Here is a 19,091-nt window from a genome sequence, read left to right as displayed (position 1 = left end):
CTCGAGACCGAACCCGCGCGGCCTTCACATCCGCGTGCAGAAAAATTCCATCTTCATTCGCTCCGCCGCTTGAAAGATTAATCACGCGCTTCGCCGCACGCGCAGTGTTCGCATCGCTATTTTCCTGAGCGTCTCGACAGCTTTCGTAGCGCGCCCCATCATTCACGAGACCTGAATGAATGACGGCCGCACGCGGCCGGGAGCTTGGAATGCATCGTCGCGACTTCTTGAAACTCTCTGCCGGAACTGCAGCCGCTGCTGCCTTCGTCTCGCGCGCCAATGCGCAAGGCGCAGTGAAGGAAATTCGCATCGGTTACCAGAAGACCGGCGTGCTCGTCATCGCGCGCCAGCAGGCCGCCCTGGAGAAACATTTTTCTCCGCAAGGCATCGAGGTGAAATGGATCGAGTTCTCCTCGGGCCCGCCGATGATGGAGGCGATGAACGTCGGCAGCCTGGACTTTGGTTCGGTCGGGGACTCGCCGCCGGTGTTCGCCCAGGCAGCGGGCGCCGCGATCGTCTATGCCGCCGGCCAACCCATCACCAACGGCCAGGGCATCTTGGTGCCGAAGGAGTCCCCGATCCGCACGATCGCCGACTTGAAGGGCAAGCGCATCGGCTTCACCAAGGGGTCCAGCGCGCACAACGTCGTGGTGCAGACGCTCGAGAAGGCGGGGCTCACCTATGCTGACATCACCCCGGTCTATCTGACCCCGCCGGACGCGGGCCCCGCCTTTGCCAATGGCAGCATCGAGGCCTGGGCGATCTGGGATCCGTATTTCGCGATCGGTGAGACCAAGCAGAACGGCCGCATCCTGATCAATTCGCGCGAGGTTACCAAGACCAACTCCTTCTACATCGCGAACCGCGAGTTCGCGAAGAACCACGGAGTGGTCCTGCAACAGATCGTCGATGTGACGACCGCGGCCGGTAACTGGGCCGAGCAGCACCGCGACGAGGTCGCCAAATCGCTTGCCGCGATCACCGGCGTCCCGCTGGACATCCAGACCGTCGCCGCCAACCGCGCGAACTTCGTGGTCGGCCCCGTCACCGACGACATCGTCGCGACCCAGCAGGGCGTCGCCGACCGCTTTCATAAGCTCGGCCTGATCCCGAAGCCGATCGTCATCCGCGACATCGTCTGGCGCAACCCGGCAGCCTGATCGTGCCCACCACTCTCCCATTTCAAAAGGTTTGAACATGAGGCGTATCATTCAGCGTCTGATCGCGGCCATCGTGCTGTCGATCGGCATCGTCGCCGCCGCGGTCGGCACCTCCTACGGGCAGGACAAGGTGATCCGCATCGGCTATCAGAAATACGGCAAGCTGGTGCTGCTCAAGAGCAAGGGCACGCTGGAACCGAAGCTCGCCGCCGATGGCTACAAGGTGGTGTGGACCGAATTCCCCTCCGGTCCGCCGCTGCTCGAAGCGCTCAATGTCGGCGCAATCGACTTCGGCAACACCGGCGAAGCTCCGCCGATCTTCGCGCAGGCCGCCGGCGCCCCGATCCAGTATGTCGCCTATGAGCCGCCGGCGCCGAAGGGCGAAGCGATCTTGGTGCCGAGGAACAGCCCGCTGAAGTCGGTCGCCGACCTCAGGGGCAGGAAGGTCGCGCTGAACAAGGGCTCCAACGTCCACTATCTTCTGGTCAAGGCGCTGGAGAAGGCGGGTGTCAAATATTCGGAAGTCGAGCCGGTGTTCCTGGCGCCGGCCGATGCACGCGCCGCGTTCGAGCGCGGCGCGGTCGATGCCTGGGTGATCTGGGATCCATTCCAGGCCGCAGCGGAAGCGGCCACCGGTGCGCGCACCTTGGCCGACGGCACCGACATCGTCGCCAACTACCAGTTCTATTTCTCCTCCAAGAAATTCCTCGAAGCCAACCCGAAGATCGTCGACACCGTGCTCACGGAGCTGAGCGCGGTCGACGACTGGGCCAGGGGCGACATCCATGCGGTGGCCGAGCAGCTCGCGCCGTCGATCGGCTTGTCGGTCCCCGTGGTCGAAGTGGCGCTGAAGCGGCAGGCCTACGGCGTCAAGCCGATCACCGATGCCGTCATCGCCGACCAGCAGCAGGTTGCCGACGCGTTCTTCGCGCTGGGCCTGATCCCCAAATCCATCAAGATTTCCGACCTGGCTCGGAAACCAGGATCATGAGCAACACCATGAGTAAGCAAGCGAACGCCAACATCCTCTGGTTTCTGCCGACCCACGGCGACGGCCGCTATCTCGGCACCGGCATCGGCGGCCGTGAGGTCAATTTCAACTATCTGCGCCAGATCGCCCAGGCCGCCGATCAGCTCGGCTATTTCGGCGTGCTGCTGCCGACGGGGCGGTCTTGCGAGGATTCCTGGATCGTTGCCTCCTCAGTGGCGCCGTTCACCGAGCGGCTGCGCTATCTCGTGGCCGTTCGTCCGGGCCTGCAATCGCCGAGCGTGGCCGCACGCATGACGGCGACGCTTGATCGCATCTCGAACGGTCGGCTTCTCGTCAACGTCGTCACGGGCGGCGATCCCGTCGAGAACAAGGGCGACGGCATTTTCCTCGGCCATGACGAGCGCTACGAGGTCACCCGCGAGTTCCTCAACGTCTATGGCGATCTGCTCGCCGGCAAGACCGTCAATGCCGAGGGCAAGCATATCCATATCGAGGGCGGCAAGCTCTTGTTTCCGCCGGTGCAGTCGCCGCGCCCGCCGCTCTATTTCGGCGGTTCGTCGGATGCCGGCATCGATGTCGCGGTGGACACCGTGGACAAATATCTCACCTGGGGCGAGCCGCCGGCTCTTGTTGCCGAGAAGATCGCGAAGGTGAGGGACGTCGCCGCCGCGCGCGGCAGAAAATTGTCCTTCGGGATCCGGCTTCACGTGATCGTCCGCGAGACCAATGAAGCGGCCTGGCGTGCCGCGAACGAGCTGATCAAGCATGTCAGCGACGAGACCATCGCGCTGGCGCAGAAGAATTTTGCCCGTATGGACTCCGTCGGCCAGCAGCGCATGGCGCAGCTCCACGGCGGCAGGCGCGACAAGCTGGAGATCGCTCCGAACCTGTGGGCCGGCGTCGGCCTCGTGCGCGGCGGCGCCGGCACGGCGCTGGTCGGCGATGCCCAGACCGTCGCAACGCGCATCAGGGAGTATCAGGACCTCGGCATCGATACCTTCATCATGTCGGGCTACCCGCATCTGGAGGAAGCCTATCGCTTTGCCGAGCTGGTCTTCCCGCTGCTCTCGCTGGAGCAGCCCAGCAACGTGACGAAGCTGCACTTCAACGGCGGTCCCTTCGGCGAAACGGTCGGCAGCGATTTCCGTCCGCAGCATCGGGTGTCGCAATCATGAGCGTGATCGACAGCATTGCCCTTCCGCGCAGCGTACGCCTGCCGCGGGCAGACGGCCTCATTCAGTGGATCGTGCCGCTCGCCATCATCGCGATCTGGCAGGTCGCGAGCGTCACTGGCTTCGTGCCGACGCGGGTTCTGCCGGCGCCCAGCGACGTCATGCTCGCAGGCTGGAAGCTGCTGCTCTCCGGCGAGCTCGTCCGCAACATCTGGGTCTCGTTCTGGCGCGCCTCGATCGGCTTCTTGATCGGCGGCAGCATCGGCTTCGCGTTCGGGCTCGCCAACGGCCTGTCGCAGCTCTCGGCCAAGCTCACCGACACCACGCTGCAGATGGTGCGCAACGTGCCGCATCTGGCGCTGATCCCGCTGGTCATCCTGTGGTTCGGCATCGACGAGAGCGCAAAGCTGTTCCTGGTGGTACTCGGAGTCTTCTTCCCGATCTACCTCAACACGCTGCACGGCATACGCACGGTCGATCCGCAGCTGATCGAGATGGGCCGCATCTACGGCATGACCGATGGCGAATTGTTTCGCCGGGTGATCTTCCCGGGCGCGCTGCCCTCGATCTTCGTCGGCATCCGCTTCGCGCTCGGAATCATGTGGCTGACCCTGATCGTCGCCGAGACCATCGCGGCGTCCTCGGGCCTCGGCTACATGGCGATGCAGGCGCGCGAGTTCATGCTGATCGACGTCGTCGTGCTTTCGATCCTGATCTATGCCCTGCTTGGCAAGCTCGCCGACAGTGCCTCCCGCGTGCTGGAGCGCCTGACGCTCTCTTGGCACCCCGCCTTCCAGAAACGTTGAGAGTGACATGCAGACAGCGCTTCGTAGCTCCCTTCCGGAAACCGACCTCGCCAGCCGCGCCAATTTCGCGCCACATGCCCGTATGGTGCGCGAGGAGCGCCCGGCGACTGCCGCGGGTTTGCCGCTCAGCATCCGGGGCTTGCGCAAATCCTTCGGCGACAACGAGGTGCTGCGCGGCATCGATTTGCACATTCCCGCCGGCCAGTTCGTCGCCATCGTCGGCAAGAGCGGCTGCGGCAAGAGCACGCTGCTGCGCCTCATCGCCGGCCTGGAGAAGATCGACGCCGGCAGCATCAGCTTCGGCCAGGATATCCAGCCCGAGGACATCCGCGTCATGTTCCAGGAGCCGCGGCTGTTGCCCTGGGCGCGTGTGCTCGCCAATGTCGAGGTCGGGCTCGGCCGCGATCGCGCGTCGGAGGATGCGCATGCGCGCGCCGAGAAAGCCCTGAGCGAGGTCGGGCTGGCCGAGAAGCGCGACCAATGGCCCTCGGTGCTGTCGGGCGGCCAGAAGCAGCGCGTCGCACTCGGTCGCGCGCTGGTCTCCCGGCCGCGCGTGCTCGCCTTCGACGAGCCGCTCGGTGCGCTGGACGCGCTGACCCGGATTTCGATGCAGCGCCTTTTGGAACGCGTCTGGCGCGACCAGGGCTTTACCGCGATCCTTGTCACCCACGACGTCTCCGAGGCCGTCGCGCTCGCAGACCGGGTGCTGGTGATCGAGGAGGGCCGGATCGCTCATGACGTCACGGTTAACGCGGCCCGGCCGCGCCAGCGTGGCTCAGCTGAGCTTGCGGGCCTCGAAGGCTCGATCCTGAACCACCTGTTATCGGCGGACGATCGTACCTAAATACAGGGAACCCCGCTTGGGGGAGCAACGCCATGAATGTAGTGCCCCGCGATCTCATGACCGAAATCCCCGTCTCGTCCGCCGATTTCCGCGGCGCCTTGCGCCATCTCACCGGCGGCGTCAGCGTCATCACCGCCGGGCGGGGCAGCGACATCAGCGGCATGACGGTGACCTCGGTGACCTCGCTGTCGGTCGAGCCGCCGACGCTGCTGGTCAGCATCAATCGCGATGCCTCGTCCTTTCCGCTGATCCGCCGCCATGGTGCCTTCGGCGTGAATATCCTCAATGCCGATCAGCTCGATGTCGCCGAACGTTTTGCCGGCAAGGGCGGGTTGAAGGGCGCCGACCGTTTCGCGGGCGCCCAATGGGTGAGGGCGGTGTCGGGCGTTCCGCTCCTGGTCGGCGCCTTGTCGGCGTTCGATTGCGAGGTCGAGGAGATCATCGAGCGGCATTCGCACGGCATAGTCATCGGCCGTGTCAGGGATATCAAGAGCTCGAGGCGGACTGCGGCGCTGGCTTATTGGCACGGCCAGTACGTGGCCGTCGACCAGGACGAAGACGCGGTCAAGCTTGCAGACGTCAGCGTCCCTGCGCGCGCCCGGCGCGGCATTTGATCGCCGCCATCGCTCGCGCAAGGCTGGCGTTTTCCCCGCCACCGCTTTAGAAGCGCCTGAGCCTTCCGGATCGGGGGCGGCAATGGAGCGGATGGATGAAGCGCGTCGCGACCTGGGCCTTCTACGCCATCGGCGCGCTCGCGATTGCCTATCTCGTGCTCTACGCCTACGCGATGTTCAGCGGCGAACCGATCGTGCCGGGCGACCCCATCCACATCTTCCGCAGGCCCGACGCGCCGAGTTATTCGTAGAGTTTGGCGGGTCTCGTAGGGTGGGCAAAGCGAAGCGTGCCCACCACTTCTACCCAGCGAAGCCAAATGGTGGGCACGGCGCAGGCGCGCCTTTGCCCACCCTACGGCGCCTCCCTCACCCTCTTAGAATCGCCAGCGCGAGCGCCTGCGCGCGCGGCACGATGCTGTCGAGCTCGAGATATTCCTCCGGCGTGTGCGCGAGCCCGCCGACCGGGCCAAGGCCGCAGATGGTCGGCGTGCCCACCGCGGCGGTGAAGCCGGAATCGGCGCAGCCGCCCGAGAACTCGCCCTGGAGCGTGGCAAGGCCAACCTCTCTGGCGGCGGCCCGATAGCCGTCAAACAGCGCTTTCGACTCCGCGCTCTGCACCACCGGCACGAACTCGCCCTTGATGGTCAGCGTCGCGCTGGTGCCTGGCACATAGGGCGTCGCGATGATCTGCTCGATCGCGGTCATCACCGTCGCGCGGTCTGCGGGATCGACATAGCGCAGATCGATCTGGCCTTCCGCGTAAGGCGCCGTGGTGTTGACGGATTGTCCGCCCGAGACCAAGCCGACGTTGAGCGTGATACCCTTGTCGAGATTGGTCAGCGCGTGGATCTGCACGATCTTGTGCGCGAGCTCGCCGATCGCGCTGACGCCGGCGGCGAAATTGGCGCCGGAATGGGCGGCTTTGCCGGTGATGGCGAAATGCATGAAGATGCCGCCCTTGCGCCCGGTGACGATATTCCCCGTGGGGCGGCCCGGCTCGGCGTTGAACACGGCGCGCGCGGCGCGTCCTTCGCGCTCGATCACCGGCCGCGAGGAGGGCGAGCCGATCTCCTCGTCCGAGGTGATCAGCAGCTTGATTGGATGCGGATTGCCGCCGAACTTGTGGAAGGCGGTCGCCACGAACACGTTCATGACGAGCCCGGACTTCATGTCGGCCACGCCGGGTCCATAGGCGCGGCCGTCCCTGATGGTGAACGGACGCCGTCCGGCCTCGCCCTTGCCGAACACGGTGTCGCGATGCCCCATCAACAGCACCGGCTTCTCGTTGCTGCCGGGCTTTGCGACTTCGGCATGGATCGCGTCGCCAAACGTGCCGTGGCTTTCGCGGCGGAACGGAATGCCAAGCTCGGAAAAATGCCGCTCGAACCGCGCACCGACCGCATCGACACCTTCCTTGTCGTAGGATCCGGAATCGATGTTCACGACATCGCGCAACAGATCGATCATCGCCTGCCGCTGCGACGCCAGCCAGTCCGTGATTTGAGCTTCCGACATGTTTATCCTCGTGTGGTTCTCGCGGAGTTATAGTGCTTGGCGCGCGGATGGCCTAGCCACGGGACGCGGTTCCGTCATGCGAAGGATGCTCTTGAGGTTCGTCATTGCGAGCGAAGCGAAGCAATCCAGAGTGTCGCCGCGGAGGGATTCTGGATTGCTTCACTGCGCTCGCAATGACGAGGTTGGCAGCCTGCGTCAAACAAAGTGCCCGGGACCGGCCCGGGCATCTACATTCTCGATCAGCGTGAGCGCCGCCTACGCCCCTACCATCGGCATGCGCGGATATTCGCCCGGGGTGCCTGCGGGCGGGATCGGGATGCCGCCGTCGGCGTATTCGTTGAGCTTGTTGCGCAGCGTGCGGATTGAGATTCCTAAGATGTTGGCGGCATGGGTGCGGTTGCCGAGGCAGTGCTTCAGCGTCTCCAGGATGAGGTCGCGCTCGACATCGGCGACGGTGCGGCCCACGAGCGCACGTGTCACCTGCTCGGCGGCCATTGTCGCATGCGCCACGGCCGGCGCGGTCCTGGCGAGGTCGAGGCGGTCACCATCCGGCGTGATGATTGCGTCGGCGCCGATCTCGTCGCCCTGCGCCATCAGCACCGCGCGATGCATGGTGTTTTCGAGCTCGCGGACGTTGCCCTGCCAGCGGTTGGTGGAGAGCACGCGGCGCGCCTCCGCCGAAATCGGGCGCAGCGGCACGCCGTTGGCCTCGGCATATTTCTTCACGAAGTGCTGGGCGAGCTCGAGGATGTCGGCGGGGCGCTCGCGCAGCGGCGGGATCTTCAAATTCACGACGTTGAGACGGAACAGCAGATCCTCGCGGAACGTGCCTTCGCGCACGGCCTCAGCCAAATTGCGGTTCGAGGTCGCGATGATGCGGATGTCGACGGCGACAGGCTTGGTGCCGCCGACGCGATCGATCACGCGCTCCTGGATGGCGCGCAGCAGCTTCGATTGCAAGCGGACGTCCATCTCCGAGATTTCGTCGAGCAGCAGCGTGCCCCCCGTCGCCTCCTCGAACTTGCCGATGCGGCGGGCGATCGCTCCGGTGAAGGCGCCCTTCTCGTGGCCGAACAGCTCGGATTCCAGCAGATGCTCAGGGATAGCGGCGCAGTTGATCGAGATGAACGGACGCTTGGCGCGGGCCGAGCGGGTGTGGACGTAACGGGCCAGCACTTCCTTGCCGGTGCCGGACTCGCCGGTGATCATCACCGAGGCGTCGGAGCCTGCGATCTGCTGGGCAAGCTTGATCACCTTGGCCATCGCCTCGTCGCGATAGACCAGCTCGCGGGAATCGTTGGCAACGGCACCCAACACCGCCGCGATCAGCTCCGGATCCGGCGGCAGCGGGATGTATTCCTTGGCGCCGGCATGGATCGCGGCGACCGCGGCGCGGGCGTCGTTGGTGATGCCGCAGGCGACGATCGGAGCGTGGATGTGCTCCGCCTCCAGCCGAATCACGAGGTCGCGGATGTCGAGCGCGACGTCGACCAGCAGGAGGTCGGCCCCCTTGCCGCTGCGCAGGACGCGCATCGCCTGCTCGTGATCCTCAGCATGGGTCACGGTGGCGCCGTTCTCCATCGCGATCTTGGTGGCCGTGGTGAGCTGGCCCTTCAAGGTGCCAACGATGAGAAGCCGCATGTCAGTCTCCTGTCCGTCTGGTCGCGCCGTTGCGCGTCATTGTCTTTATTTGTGCTAACCGCGTTCGGTCTTGATGATTTCGGTCATGGTCACGCCGAGCTTATCTTCGACCAGCACCACCTCGCCGCGGGCGACGAGCCGGTTGTTGACGTAGATGTCGATGGCCTCGCCGACGCGGCGGTCGAGCTCGAGCACGGTGCCGGGCCCGAGCTTCAAGAGCTCGCCGACGTCCATCTTGGAGCGGCCGAGCACGGCCGAGACCTGCACCGGCACGTCGAACACGGCTTCGAGGTCGGCAGCAACGCGCGAGGCATATTCGTCCTCGGTGTAGCCGACATCGGTACCGGTCGGCGGCATCGGGCCGTTGAGATCGGGCAGCGGGACCTGTCCGTCGGTGTCGCTCATGGCTTAATTCCCCCTGCGGGACGCGATGTAGCGTCCGACCATTTCGTCGATCTTGGCCGCGATGGCGCCGCGCTCCAGCACGACGCCGCCATCGGCCCATTCGATTCGGCAGTCGCCGGTGGCAATCTCCGGCTCAGCCAGGATCACCAGCCGGCCCTCGAAGCCGCTCTGCTTGGCGAGCCGCTCGATCTTGTCGCGCGCAGCGTCGTAGAGCGCGTCGTTGATGCGGACGACGAGATGCGGCGTCGCCACCAAATGCGAGAAGCAGTCCTTGACGAGTGCGACGATCTCGCCGAGCGGCTCGGCGGCGACCAGATCGGCGCACAGTTTGCGGGCCACCGCGAGCGCGACGTCGACAGCCTCGGTCTCCATCTTGGACTCGATGTTGCCGATCCCGGAGGCGATGCCCCGGATCGCGATGTTGATCTCCTCCATGGCCAGCGCAACGCGGCGGTCGCTCTCGGCCTTGGCCTCGCGCTGGCCGGCGGCAAAGCCGTCCTGATAGGCGCGTGCCTCGGCTTCCGCGATCTTCTGGGCGATCTCGGCCGCCGTCGCGGGTTTCTCGCGGCTCGAGCGTTCGGGTGCGGCGAAGTCGGTATCGAACAGGAATTTTGCCGGAGCGCCCATCAGTACACCAGCTCGTCGTCGGCGCGGTTCTTGGTCAGCATGATCTCGCCCTTGGCGGCGAGGTCCTTGGCGAGGTTGACGAGCAGCGCCTGCGCTTCGTCGACATCACGCAGACGCACGGGGCCCATCGCCGCCATGTCGTCCTGGAGCATCTTGGCCGCGCGCGATGACATGTTGCCGAAGAAGAAGCTGCGGACGTCCTCGTTGGCGCTCTTGAGCGCGACGCCGAGCTTGTCCTTGTCGACATTGCGCATCAGGGTCTGGGCCGAGCCGGAATCCAGCTTGACGAGGTCGTCGAAGGTGAACATCAGCGCCTTGATGCGCTCGGCCGATTCCCGGTTGTCCTCTTCCAGCGACGTGATGAAGCGGGTCTCGGTCTGGCGGTCGAAATTGTTGAAGATTTCCGCCATCACCTCGTGGGCGTCGCGGCGGCGGGTCTGCGACAGGTTGGACATGAACTCGGTGCGCAGCGTCTTCTCCACGCTCTCGATCACCTCCTTCTGCACCGCTTCCATCTTCAGCATGCGGTTGACGACGTCGAGCGCGAGTTCCTCGGGGAAGATGCCGAGCACACGGGCGGCGTGCTCCGGCTTCAGCTTCGACAGCACCACCGCGATGGTCTGCGGATATTCGTTCTTGAGATAGTTCGCGAGCACCTCTTCCTGCACGTTGGAGAGCTTTTCCCACATGTTGCGGCCGGCGGGGCCGCGGATCTCGTCCATGATGCCGTTGACGCGCTCCGGCGGCAGGTACTGCTGGAGCAGCCGCTCAGTGGCGTCGAAATTGCCCATCAGCGCGCCCGAGGCCGACATGCGCGAGACGAATTCGAGCAGCATGTCCTCGACGGTGTCGACCTCGACGGTGCCGAGCGTCGACATCTCCAGCGAGAGCTGGCGCACCTCGTCGTCGTCGAGCAGCGACCAGATCTTGCCGCCATATTGCTCGCCCAGCGCCAGCATCAGGATCGCGGCGCGCTTCGGTCCGGACAATTGCTCGGCCGGCCTGCCGTCCTTGGCACGGGTGTTGGCCCGCTGACCGAGCGTGGAGATCACGCTGGTGATGTCGTTGCTGTTGGCGTTTTGCAATGCGGCGGCCATGTCAGATCACTTTTTGATTCAGTTGGCTGGGGTTATTTCGCGGGTTCGGTCAGCCACTGGCGGATGATGGCGACGGTTTCGTTGGGATTGCGCTCGGCGAGCTCGCCGACGCGATGAACAGACTGGGCGTGGACCTGGCCCTGGATGGTGGCGACGTCGATCGCGCTTGCGGCGGCGTTCGGCAGGAGCGGCTGGCCGGCGGGCACGGCCTCTTCGGAGCCCGCCGGGCCGCTGAGCACGCCGGAGATTGCGGCAGCCATCTCGTCGGAGGCCAGGATGCGCTTGACCAGCGGGCGGATCACCAGGAACAGCACGACCAGGCCGAGCAGCATCATCACGCCGAGCTCGACGAAGTACATGACGTCGTCCTTGGTGAACTGGAGCATGCCGAGGAAGCCGCCAGGCTCGCCGATCGGCGCTGTAGAGGGGGCGTCGGCAAAGCGCAGATTGACGACCTCGACCTGGTCGCCGCGCTTCTGGTCAAAGCCGATCGCCGAGCGCACCAGCGCTGCGATGCGGTCGAGCTGCTCCTTGGTGCGGTCTTGATAGGCGAGCTCGCCTTTGTCGTTTTTGGAGTAGATGCCGTCGACCAGCACCGCGACCGAGATGCGGTTCACCCGGCCGGCCTCGGTCACTTCGGTCTTGGTGATGCGGGAGATCTCGTAATTGTTGGTCTCTTCGCTCTTCTTGCTCTGGTCCTTGGCCGCGACGCCGTTGTTCTGCTGGTTGCCGGGCAGCTCGTTGTTGACGGTGACCTGGCCGTTGTTGTCGGCGGTCATGCTCTGCTCTTCACGAGTCTGGCTCGAGCGCAGCACGCGGCCTTCGGGGTCGAATTTGTCCGAGGTCTGGGTGACCTTGTTGAAGTCGAAATCGGCGGAGAGCTGCACGCGGGCGCGTCCCGAGCCGACCACGGAGGAGACGATGTCCTCGACCTGCTTGCGCATCCGCTTCTCGAAGGCGATGCGGCGCTCGTCGCCGACCGCCTGCTCCGGATCGGTCGCGGCGCCGTCGGCGAGCAGCTGGCCGGCCTCGTCGACGATTGAGACCCGCTGCGGCTTCAGCCCGTTGACGGCGGAGGCGACGAGGTGGCGGATGGCGCGGATCTGCTGGGCTTCCAGTGAGCCGCGGACGCGGACCACGATCGAGGCCGACGGCTCTGGCGCCTCGCGCGCGAACAGCGGGCGCTCGGGCAACACGAGGTGGACGCGGGCGGCCTGGATGCGGTCAATGGCGCGGATGGAGCGGGCGAGCTCGCCCTCCAGGGCGCGAAGGTGATTGATGTTCTGGACGAAAGAGGTGGTGCCGAGCGCGTCCGACTTGTCGAACACCTCGTAGCCGACGCCGCCCCCCTTCGGCAGGCCGCCCTCGGCGAGCTTCATCCGCAGGCGCGTGACCTTGTCCTTGGGCACCATGATGATGGAGCCCTCGTTGCGGATCTCGAACGGGATACCCTGGCGTTCCAGGTCCTTGATGATGCCCGAGGAATCCTCGACGCTGAGGTCCGTGAACAGGGTCGTCATCTGCGGCGTGGTCACGCGCATGATGACGAACGCGAAAAAGCCGATGAGCGCGGCGGTGACCGCGATCATCGCCCCGAATCGGGCGGCTCCGATACTTTTCAAAAAGTCCGCAAGACCTTGCAAGCAACCGCCCCAACCAGCTTCGGCCGCTTTCACTGGAAAGGCCGAGTGGGCAATTATTGCCTAGGTGATGGTTTCGATATGGTTAACGACGGTTAAGAGGTCGGACAAAAGTTAACGTCATGAAAAAAATCGGCCTCGCGAGGCCGATTTTCGTCAAAAGCCGCAGGTTTCCGGATCGCTTACTGGCGATATTGCTGGATGCGGGTGGTGCGAAGACCCGCCAGACCGTGCTGGTCGATGGAAAACTGCCAGGAGAGGAATTCGTCGACCGTCAGGGTATAACGGCTACAGGCCTCCTCGAGGGAGAGAAGTCCGCCACGGACGGCGGCGACGACCTCGGCCTTGCGGCGGATGACCCAGCGTTTGGTGCCGGGTGCAGGCAGATCCGCGATCGTCAACGGACTGCCGTCCGGCCCGATGACGTATTTTACCCTCGGGCGATGGGGTTCTGTCATGGCGTACTCACAAACTCTCAACCACTGAACTCACGCCAGTAACCCTACGCGTCGCGGCTTAAAAATCCGCTAAGCCTAAGGCTTCAATACAATTCTCGTTGAAACTGGCTGGAACGCGCTCGTCTCCGCGGGCGGGACGGGGGCGTCCAGGCCGGTCAGGAGGCATTTCGTAAATGCTTTACTAACGAACGAGGCCTGAGCGCGGGGTTGGGAGGCCCCGAATTGTCGTCCCGGCGAAGGTCGCGACCCCAGCAGCTTGGCGAGGACTCCTGGGTGAGAAAAGTGGTGCTGCTACCAGGGCCTCATCGATGGATCACGCGGTAAGGTCTTGGCTTTCGCCGGAACGACACCGAGTGTGTAGCGGCACCTCTCTTAATTGCTGGCGGTGGCGATGATGCTCTTCACCTGGCTCAGGGTGTAGCTGGCGCCGTCGATGGTGAGCAGCGGCGGCGACTGGGTCAGGTCGACCGACGATACCGTGCCTTGCACCTGCGCGGCGATGCCGACAGTGTTGTTCGCTACATCCTTGCCCGTGGCCGAGATCGTGTACTTGCCGTCGGGCCATTGCGTGCCGTCATTGCCCATGCCGTTCCAGGTGAAGGGGATGTCGGTGCCGGCGGCGGCGGTATATTTGCCGGTGAACACGGTCTGACCGCTGGCATTTGCGACGGTGATGTCGACGGTCGAATCGGAGGGCACGTTGAGATGCCAGGTCGCCGACGAGTTCTTCATGGTCGCGGTCGAGCCGTCGACCAGGGCGGTCTTGCCGACGAAGCCCAGCGCCTGGGTTGCCTGCGTGGTCTGCTGGAGGGTGACGAGCTGGGCCAGCGAATCGTTGGTCTTGAGCTGCTGCTCGACGCCGGCGAACTGCACCAGCTGCTGAGTGAACTGGTTGGTGTCGAGCGGATCGAGCGGGTTCTGGTTCTGCAGCTGCGTCGTCAGCAGCGTCAGGAACGTCTGGAAATTGCCGGCGAGCGTCGCGCCGGTGGACGAGCCCAGGCTCGAGCTCGACGAGGACTTGGGGATGTCGGTCGTCCCGGAGACGACGGAAGGGGCGGTGGCGGCATTCGTGGTGGCCATGTCGAACACTCCTTACACTCTGATGTCGACGCCGCTGCTCGATCCGAGCATGCGGCCGTAGCTGCGCCCGACGGGCACGGCTGCAACGGTTTCGTCCTCACTGATGATCAGCCGGCGGGCATTGCCGCCATTGTCGTTGTCCTGGCCGGAGTTCTGGTTGGATGAATTCTGGTCGCGCAGGCTGAAGGACAACCCGTTGCTGCCGGTCTTGAAGCCGGCATCGTCGAGCGCGCGCTGCAGTTGCGGCGCGTCCTGACGCAGCATTTGCAGGGTCTCCGGCTTCTCCACGGTGAGATGCGAGGTGACCTGGCCGTTGCGGTCGACATTGATGCGGACGTCGATCCTGCCGAGATCGATCGGATCGAGGCTGATGTCGAACCGCGACTTGCCGGCGCGTATCGCGGCCGCGATCTCGATCGGGACGCCGCTGATCGGCACCGTCGTGTGGCTTGCCGCGCTCGCGGTGAGCGTCGCGGTCGATGCGGTCGCAGCCGAGGTGGTATTGGTCAGCGGCGCCTGCACGGCCGAGGTGGCTTGTGCGCTGGTATCCGTCGTGGCGACAGTTGGCTGCGGCCCCGCATGAGCGTGCGTGGCGGACGCGCCGGATGCCGCATCAGCGGTGCGCTCGGTGCCGGCTGCCTTGGCGTCAGCCGTTCCGTCATCTGCCTGCGCCCTGGCGGCCTGCGGAGGCGCGGCGGCGTCGAGGGTCGCTGCGCCCGCTGCTGGTGGCGTGGCGGCGTTTGCCTTGCCGGTGCCCTGGCCGATATTGGAGATGTCGGTCTGGGCTTGCGCCGTGGCCGCGGCCTTGAACGAGGTCTTCGGCGTGCCCTGGTCCACGGCGATCAGGCCGCCATTGGCTTTCGCATCGGTCGCGGTGGCTTCGCTCGTGCCGGTCGCGGTCTCGCCGAGCGTGGTCGTGGTGTCCGCATCGACCTTGGCGCTCGCGGTCTTGGCGCTCTTGTCGCCCGCGGTGGCACTGTCGGTCTTGGCGCCCTGGATCTGTGCTGCGGTGGAGGCGCTCGCGGCGAGGCCGGCGGCGGCGATGGTCAAGGGGGAGGCCGCGTTGGTGGCCTGGTTCGCAGCCGGATCGACTGGCACGACCGGGGCGGCAGCGACGACCGCGTTCGGATCGGGCACGGCGATCTGGCTCGCATCGGTCGTTGCGGCGGTAGTCGCGTCGACGGCGGCGGTAAGAGTGTCGGTGCCGTCGGTCTTGTTTCCCTTGGTCTCGTCGGACTTGTCCGCCGATTCGGCGTCGGAGGCCTCCGCCTTGTCCTTGGTCTTGCCGGCGTCCTTGGCCGGATCGGCCATCGTGTCGCTCGTCTTGTCGTTCTCGTCATCGGTCTTGGCGGGCGCCGACGCGTCGGCGCCATCACTCGCCCTGCTCTGCGAGGGCTCGTCCGCGGACGAGGTGTCGCGCGCATTTCTGTCCAAGGAGGGCGACGAAGCAGAGTCGCTCCGGCGCGGCACGGTGTCCTGCGCCTGCGAGCCTGTATTGTTGCTGATTGCCTGGGTGTTGCTGTCGACCAGCGAGCCGAAGGAATCGGCCGCGGACGCGTCTTTCGCGGCTTGCGACCGGGCAGGCTTCTGCTGCGCGCTTTGGACTTGCACGCTTGCCACGACATCTGATGTCCGACCAACCACAGGAGACCCCTTGGAAACTTCTATGGCATGAGGGTAGCAAGGAGCGGGCCAGGGTCCCTTCCTGGGTGTTTCGGCAATAAAATCAATACTTTGATGTCTTGGTGCGGCCGCCGATCGCCTGCCGCGACCCCGTCATTTCTGCCTCCCCGGCAAGAATTGCCCTCAGCTGGCCGCCCGCGTGATTGCTTCACCGGAATGCCGCCTATATTAAAGAGGTCACTCTCAGCCGCTTTCGACCGGGGGCCCTCGTGCCTTTCGGGAACTGAAGTTCCCGGGGATCGCCGATGTCCCGCGAGAAGCAAGAAATCGCGGATGCGCCGCGCGCTGCCGTCAGAACCTAAGGCCGATGCTCAACAGTCTGGATCTCGAAGGCCGTCCTGAGGATACCAGGGTCGTCGTTGCCATGTCGGGCGGCGTCGATTCCTCGACGACGGCTGCGCTGCTCAAGGCTGAGGGCTACGACGTGGTCGGCATCACGCTCCAGCTCTACGATCATGGTGCCGCGACCCATCGCAAGGGCGCCTGCTGCGCCGGCCAAGACATCCACGACGCCCGCGACGTCGCCGCCAAGCTCGGCATTCCCCATTACGTGCTCGACTACGAGGACCGTTTTCGCGAATCCGTCATCGACAACTTTGCCGACAGCTACGCGCTCGGTGAGACGCCGGTGCCGTGCATCGAGTGCAACCGCTCGGTCAAGTTCCGCGATCTCCTGAAGACCGCGCGCGAACTGGGCGCCACCGCGCTCGCCACCGGCCATTACGTCGCCTCGCGGCGCCTCAATGACGGCTCGCGCGCGCTGGTCTGCGCAGCCGACAGCGACCGCGACCAGAGCTATTTCCTGTTCGCGACCACGCGCGAGCAGCTCGGCTTCCTGCGCTTTCCGCTCGGCGACATGACCAAGCCGCAGACGCGTGAGCTCGCGCGCCGGTTTGGGCTCGCGGTCGCCGACAAGCACGACAGCCAGGACATCTGCTTCGTGCCGACCGGGCGCTACACCGACATCATCACCCGGCTGCGGCCGAACGCGATGGATCCCGGCGACATTGTCGATCTCGACGGACGCGTGCTCGGCCAGCACAACGGCATCGCCAATTTCACCGTCGGCCAGCGCCGCGGCCTCGGCATCGCGGCGACCGCGCCGCTGTTCGTGGTGCGGCTGGATGCCGCAAACCGCCGCGTCGTGGTCGGTCCGCGCGATGCCCTGAAGATGCACCGCATCGTGCTGCGCGACGTCAACTGGATCGGCGATGGCGACATCGACGGCGCGATCGGCGGCGGCCTCGAAATGTTCGTGCGCGTGCGCTCGACCCGGAGCCCCCAGCCGGCGTGGCTGCGCGGCGGCAATGGTCATTACGAGGTCGAGCTCGTCGCCGGCGAGGAGGGCGTCTCGCCGGGCCAGGCCTGCGTGTTCTACGACGCACCTGGCGGACAGGCGCGCGTGCTCGGCGGCGGTTTTATTCAGAGCGCCGCGGCGAAACTTGCGAGCAGCACGGCAAGGCCGCTTGCTGAGGCGGTCCGCGGCTGACGGATGACGATATCAAGCACAACCGGTTGGTCTGGGTTCACCTCTCCCCGGAGGGGAGAGGTCGGATTGCGGCTGGCGATGCCAAGCATCGTCCAGGGCAATCCGGGTGAGGGGCCGCGGCTGTGATTAAGACCGCAACCCCTCACCCGGATCGCATCTTCCGATGCGATTCGATCTCTCCCTATGGGAGTGGTGGACTGAGCCCGCGGCCTTCACCAATTCAACCAGGACTCTTTTCGCTTTAAGTATCCGGGGCAGGGGCATGGCAGCAGACATCTCGCGGGCCGGGGTCGAGAAGGCCTATGGCCGCTGGGCGCCGGTCTATGATCTCGTGTTCGGCAAGGTGTTCGACGCCGGACGGCAGTCGACTATCGCGGAGGCCGACCGCATCGGCGGCCGCATCCTCGACGTCGGCGTCGGCACCGGCCTGTCGCTCTCGGATTATGCGCGCACCACGAAAATCTGCGGCGTCGACATCTCCGAGCCGATGCTGCGCAAGGCGCAGGCGCGTGTGCGTGCGCTCAGGCTCTCCAACGTCGAAGTGCTCTCGGTGATGGACGCGAAGAATCTCGCCTTCCCCGAAAATTTCTTCGACGCGGTGGTTGCGCAATATGTCATCACCGCCGTGCCCGATCCGGAAGGCACGCTCGACGAATTCGTGCGTGTCTTGAAGCCCGGGGGCGAACTGATCCTCGTCAACCACATCGGCGCCGAGAGCGGCCCGCGAAAGCTGTTCGAACTCGCCTTCGCACCTGTCGCCCGCCGCCTCGGCTGGCGCCCGGAATTCCCGTGGGCCCGCCTCGTCAGCTGGGCCGCAAGGCACGGCGGCGTCACGCTTGCCGAGCGCCGCCCCATGCCGCCGATGGGCCATTTTTCGCTGATCCGCTACCGCAAATCGTGATCGTGCGGGCAGGGAACGGGGCGCGCGAGACGCGCGTTTCCTTCCCATGCGCACGACATCAAACATCATCCTAGCGGGCCTGCTGATCGCCGCCTCTGGCAGCGCGATCGCGCAGGCCCCGCCCGCCCCGGCGACGCCGCCACAACAGACCGCGCCGCCATCCCCGCAACATGCGGCCAATTGTACACCGCAGGACCGCCCGAACCGCCCGGCTGACGGCACGACCACGGGCCAGTCCCGGGAACCGCTCGGCGACAAGCTGGCCAAATCCGAGGGCGTGCTCTGCCCGCCCTCCGGCATTGACCCTGAGATGCATGCCCCAGCGCCCGACACCGGCGGCAACACCCCGGTGATCCCACCCCCCGGCAGCCCTGGCGGCGACCCGAACGTGAGGCCGAAATAGGCCGATTCTTCGCCTCTCCCCCGCCTGCGGGGAGAGGCTCGAATCCGCGCAGAAAGCGCGGGATTCCGGTTGAGGGGACTTCCGCGAGTCTGGTGCGTTAAGCCGGACAATTCCGGGGGCGAAATCGACCGCTTTTCCACCTCGAGCGCCTTGGCGCGCCGAAGCTTTTAGCAAACGCGGATTGACTTCCCGCCGCCCCCTTCCTTATATGCCGCGCGTTCGCGAGATCGGCATTATGCGCCGCCGCGATCCCTGTGGCGGGGTAGCTCAGCTGGTTAGAGCACGGGAATCATAATCCTGGGGTCGGGGGTTCGAGTCCCTCCCCCGCTACCAGATCCAGCGTACACATTTGATTTCCCAAGACTTGGTCGATCGATATTTCGACGCGAGGGATGTCTCATTGATACATCCGGAACGGTCGCTCATCAATGTCAAGCTAAAGCGGGATGGGGTTTGGTTGATCGATTTGGGATTCCCAAATCAGTTCGTTTCTGATTCACCATGCTGGCTGGGCGGGAGGCCAGCATGGATGGGCAAGCCTTATTCTCTGGATCTTCGCCAGCGT

General features: G+C 65.3%; 19 protein-coding genes and 1 tRNA gene. 11 read left to right on the top strand and 9 right to left on the bottom strand.

All coding sequences use genetic code 11. From position 1 onward, the window contains the following. Positions 1–209: 209 nt before the first annotated feature. The 7 genes from IVB01_RS22100 (at position 210) to IVB01_RS22070 (ending at position 5,838) form a co-directional block, all read left to right on the top strand. On the top strand, positions 210–1,160 hold the full coding sequence (locus tag IVB01_RS22100; RefSeq protein ID WP_247280380.1) for a sulfonate ABC transporter substrate-binding protein: 951 nt from the start codon (positions 210–212) through the stop codon (positions 1,158–1,160). A 37-nt stretch (positions 1,161–1,197) separates the two neighbouring features. Further along, on the top strand, positions 1,198–2,151 hold the full coding sequence (locus IVB01_RS22095) for a sulfonate ABC transporter substrate-binding protein (protein WP_247280379.1): 954 nt from the start codon (positions 1,198–1,200) through the stop codon (positions 2,149–2,151). Then, positions 2,148–3,326 (top strand): FMNH2-dependent alkanesulfonate monooxygenase, encoded by a 1,179-nt coding sequence (gene ssuD, locus IVB01_RS22090; RefSeq protein WP_247280378.1) that lies wholly within the window; start codon positions 2,148–2,150, stop codon positions 3,324–3,326. The genes IVB01_RS22095 and ssuD overlap by 4 nt, the downstream gene beginning before the upstream one ends. Further along, on the top strand, positions 3,323–4,129 hold the full coding sequence (gene ssuC / locus IVB01_RS22085) for an aliphatic sulfonate ABC transporter permease SsuC (protein ID WP_247280377.1): 807 nt from the start codon (positions 3,323–3,325) through the stop codon (positions 4,127–4,129). The genes ssuD and ssuC overlap by 4 nt, the downstream gene beginning before the upstream one ends. A 7-nt stretch (positions 4,130–4,136) precedes the next feature. Next, the gene (locus IVB01_RS22080) at positions 4,137–4,973 is read left to right on the top strand and encodes an ATP-binding cassette domain-containing protein (RefSeq protein WP_247280376.1); all 837 of its coding nucleotides are present in this window, start codon (positions 4,137–4,139) and stop codon (positions 4,971–4,973) included. Positions 4,974–5,005: 32 nt separating this feature from the next. Further along, on the top strand, positions 5,006–5,587 hold the full coding sequence (locus IVB01_RS22075) for a flavin reductase family protein (RefSeq protein WP_247280375.1): 582 nt from the start codon (positions 5,006–5,008) through the stop codon (positions 5,585–5,587). A 95-nt stretch (positions 5,588–5,682) separates the two neighbouring features. Then, entirely contained in the window at positions 5,683–5,838 is a 156-nt protein-coding gene (locus tag IVB01_RS22070; protein WP_247280374.1) for a hypothetical protein, read from the top strand. A gap of 115 nt (positions 5,839–5,953) precedes the next feature. On the opposite strand, the gene IVB01_RS22065 is transcribed toward IVB01_RS22070, so the two are convergent. The 9 genes from IVB01_RS22065 to IVB01_RS22025 all read right to left on the bottom strand — a co-directional run bounded on the left by IVB01_RS22065 (position 5,954) and on the right by IVB01_RS22025 (position 15,694). Beyond that, positions 5,954–7,102, bottom strand: a complete 1,149-nt coding sequence (locus tag IVB01_RS22065) for a M20 family metallopeptidase (RefSeq protein ID WP_247280373.1) — start codon at positions 7,100–7,102, stop codon at positions 5,954–5,956. Positions 7,103–7,357: 255 nt separating this feature from the next. Next, positions 7,358–8,743, bottom strand: a complete 1,386-nt coding sequence (locus IVB01_RS22060) for a sigma-54 dependent transcriptional regulator (protein WP_247280372.1) — start codon at positions 8,741–8,743, stop codon at positions 7,358–7,360. A 54-nt stretch (positions 8,744–8,797) separates the two neighbouring features. Further along, a complete protein-coding gene (gene fliN, locus IVB01_RS22055) occupies positions 8,798–9,148 on the bottom strand; it encodes a flagellar motor switch protein FliN (protein ID WP_247280371.1) in 351 nt (116 codons plus the stop codon). A 3-nt stretch (positions 9,149–9,151) separates the two neighbouring features. Further along, on the bottom strand, positions 9,152–9,775 hold the full coding sequence (locus tag IVB01_RS22050) for a FliH/SctL family protein (protein ID WP_247280370.1): 624 nt from the start codon (positions 9,773–9,775) through the stop codon (positions 9,152–9,154). After that, the gene (fliG, locus tag IVB01_RS22045; protein ID WP_247280369.1) at positions 9,775–10,872 is read right to left on the bottom strand and encodes a flagellar motor switch protein FliG; all 1,098 of its coding nucleotides are present in this window, start codon (positions 10,870–10,872) and stop codon (positions 9,775–9,777) included. The genes IVB01_RS22050 and fliG overlap by 1 nt, the downstream gene beginning before the upstream one ends. Positions 10,873–10,904: 32 nt before the next feature. Beyond that, positions 10,905–12,515, bottom strand: coding sequence for a flagellar basal-body MS-ring/collar protein FliF (gene fliF, locus IVB01_RS22040; RefSeq protein WP_247494882.1), 1,611 nt, complete (start codon positions 12,513–12,515; stop codon positions 10,905–10,907). 179 nt (positions 12,516–12,694) lie between these two features. Continuing rightward, positions 12,695–12,970, bottom strand: a complete 276-nt coding sequence (locus tag IVB01_RS22035) for a DUF1153 domain-containing protein (RefSeq protein ID WP_002714638.1) — start codon at positions 12,968–12,970, stop codon at positions 12,695–12,697. A 372-nt stretch (positions 12,971–13,342) separates the two neighbouring features. After that, positions 13,343–14,050: a flagellar hook capping FlgD N-terminal domain-containing protein gene (locus tag IVB01_RS22030; RefSeq protein ID WP_247280367.1), complete on the bottom strand. Its 708-nt coding sequence runs from the start codon at positions 14,048–14,050 to the stop codon at positions 13,343–13,345. 12 nt (positions 14,051–14,062) lie between these two features. Next, on the bottom strand, positions 14,063–15,694 hold the full coding sequence (locus tag IVB01_RS22025; protein ID WP_247280366.1) for a flagellar hook-length control protein FliK: 1,632 nt from the start codon (positions 15,692–15,694) through the stop codon (positions 14,063–14,065). 346 nt (positions 15,695–16,040) lie between these two features. On the opposite strand from IVB01_RS22025, the gene mnmA reads away from it, so the two are divergent. The 4 genes from mnmA (at position 16,041) to IVB01_RS22005 (ending at position 18,859) form a co-directional block, all read left to right on the top strand. Next, entirely contained in the window at positions 16,041–17,222 is a 1,182-nt protein-coding gene (gene mnmA / locus IVB01_RS22020; RefSeq protein ID WP_247280365.1) for a tRNA 2-thiouridine(34) synthase MnmA, read from the top strand. A 262-nt stretch (positions 17,223–17,484) separates the two neighbouring features. Next, positions 17,485–18,123, top strand: coding sequence for a class I SAM-dependent methyltransferase (locus IVB01_RS22015; protein WP_247280364.1), 639 nt, complete (start codon positions 17,485–17,487; stop codon positions 18,121–18,123). 46 nt (positions 18,124–18,169) lie between these two features. After that, positions 18,170–18,526 carry a hypothetical protein gene (locus tag IVB01_RS22010; RefSeq protein WP_247280363.1) on the top strand — a complete coding sequence of 119 codons (357 nt, stop codon included), beginning with the start codon at positions 18,170–18,172 and terminating at the stop codon, positions 18,524–18,526. 256 nt (positions 18,527–18,782) lie between these two features. Beyond that, positions 18,783–18,859, top strand: a tRNA-Met gene (locus IVB01_RS22005). The last annotated feature ends 232 nt before the right edge of the window (positions 18,860–19,091 follow it).

It is taken from the genome of Bradyrhizobium sp. 164 (assembly GCF_023073715.1).
GTDB lineage: Bacteria > Pseudomonadota > Alphaproteobacteria > Rhizobiales > Xanthobacteraceae > Bradyrhizobium.
Note: the sequence above shows the minus strand (reverse complement) of the source record. Positions and strands in the feature narration are given on the sequence as shown.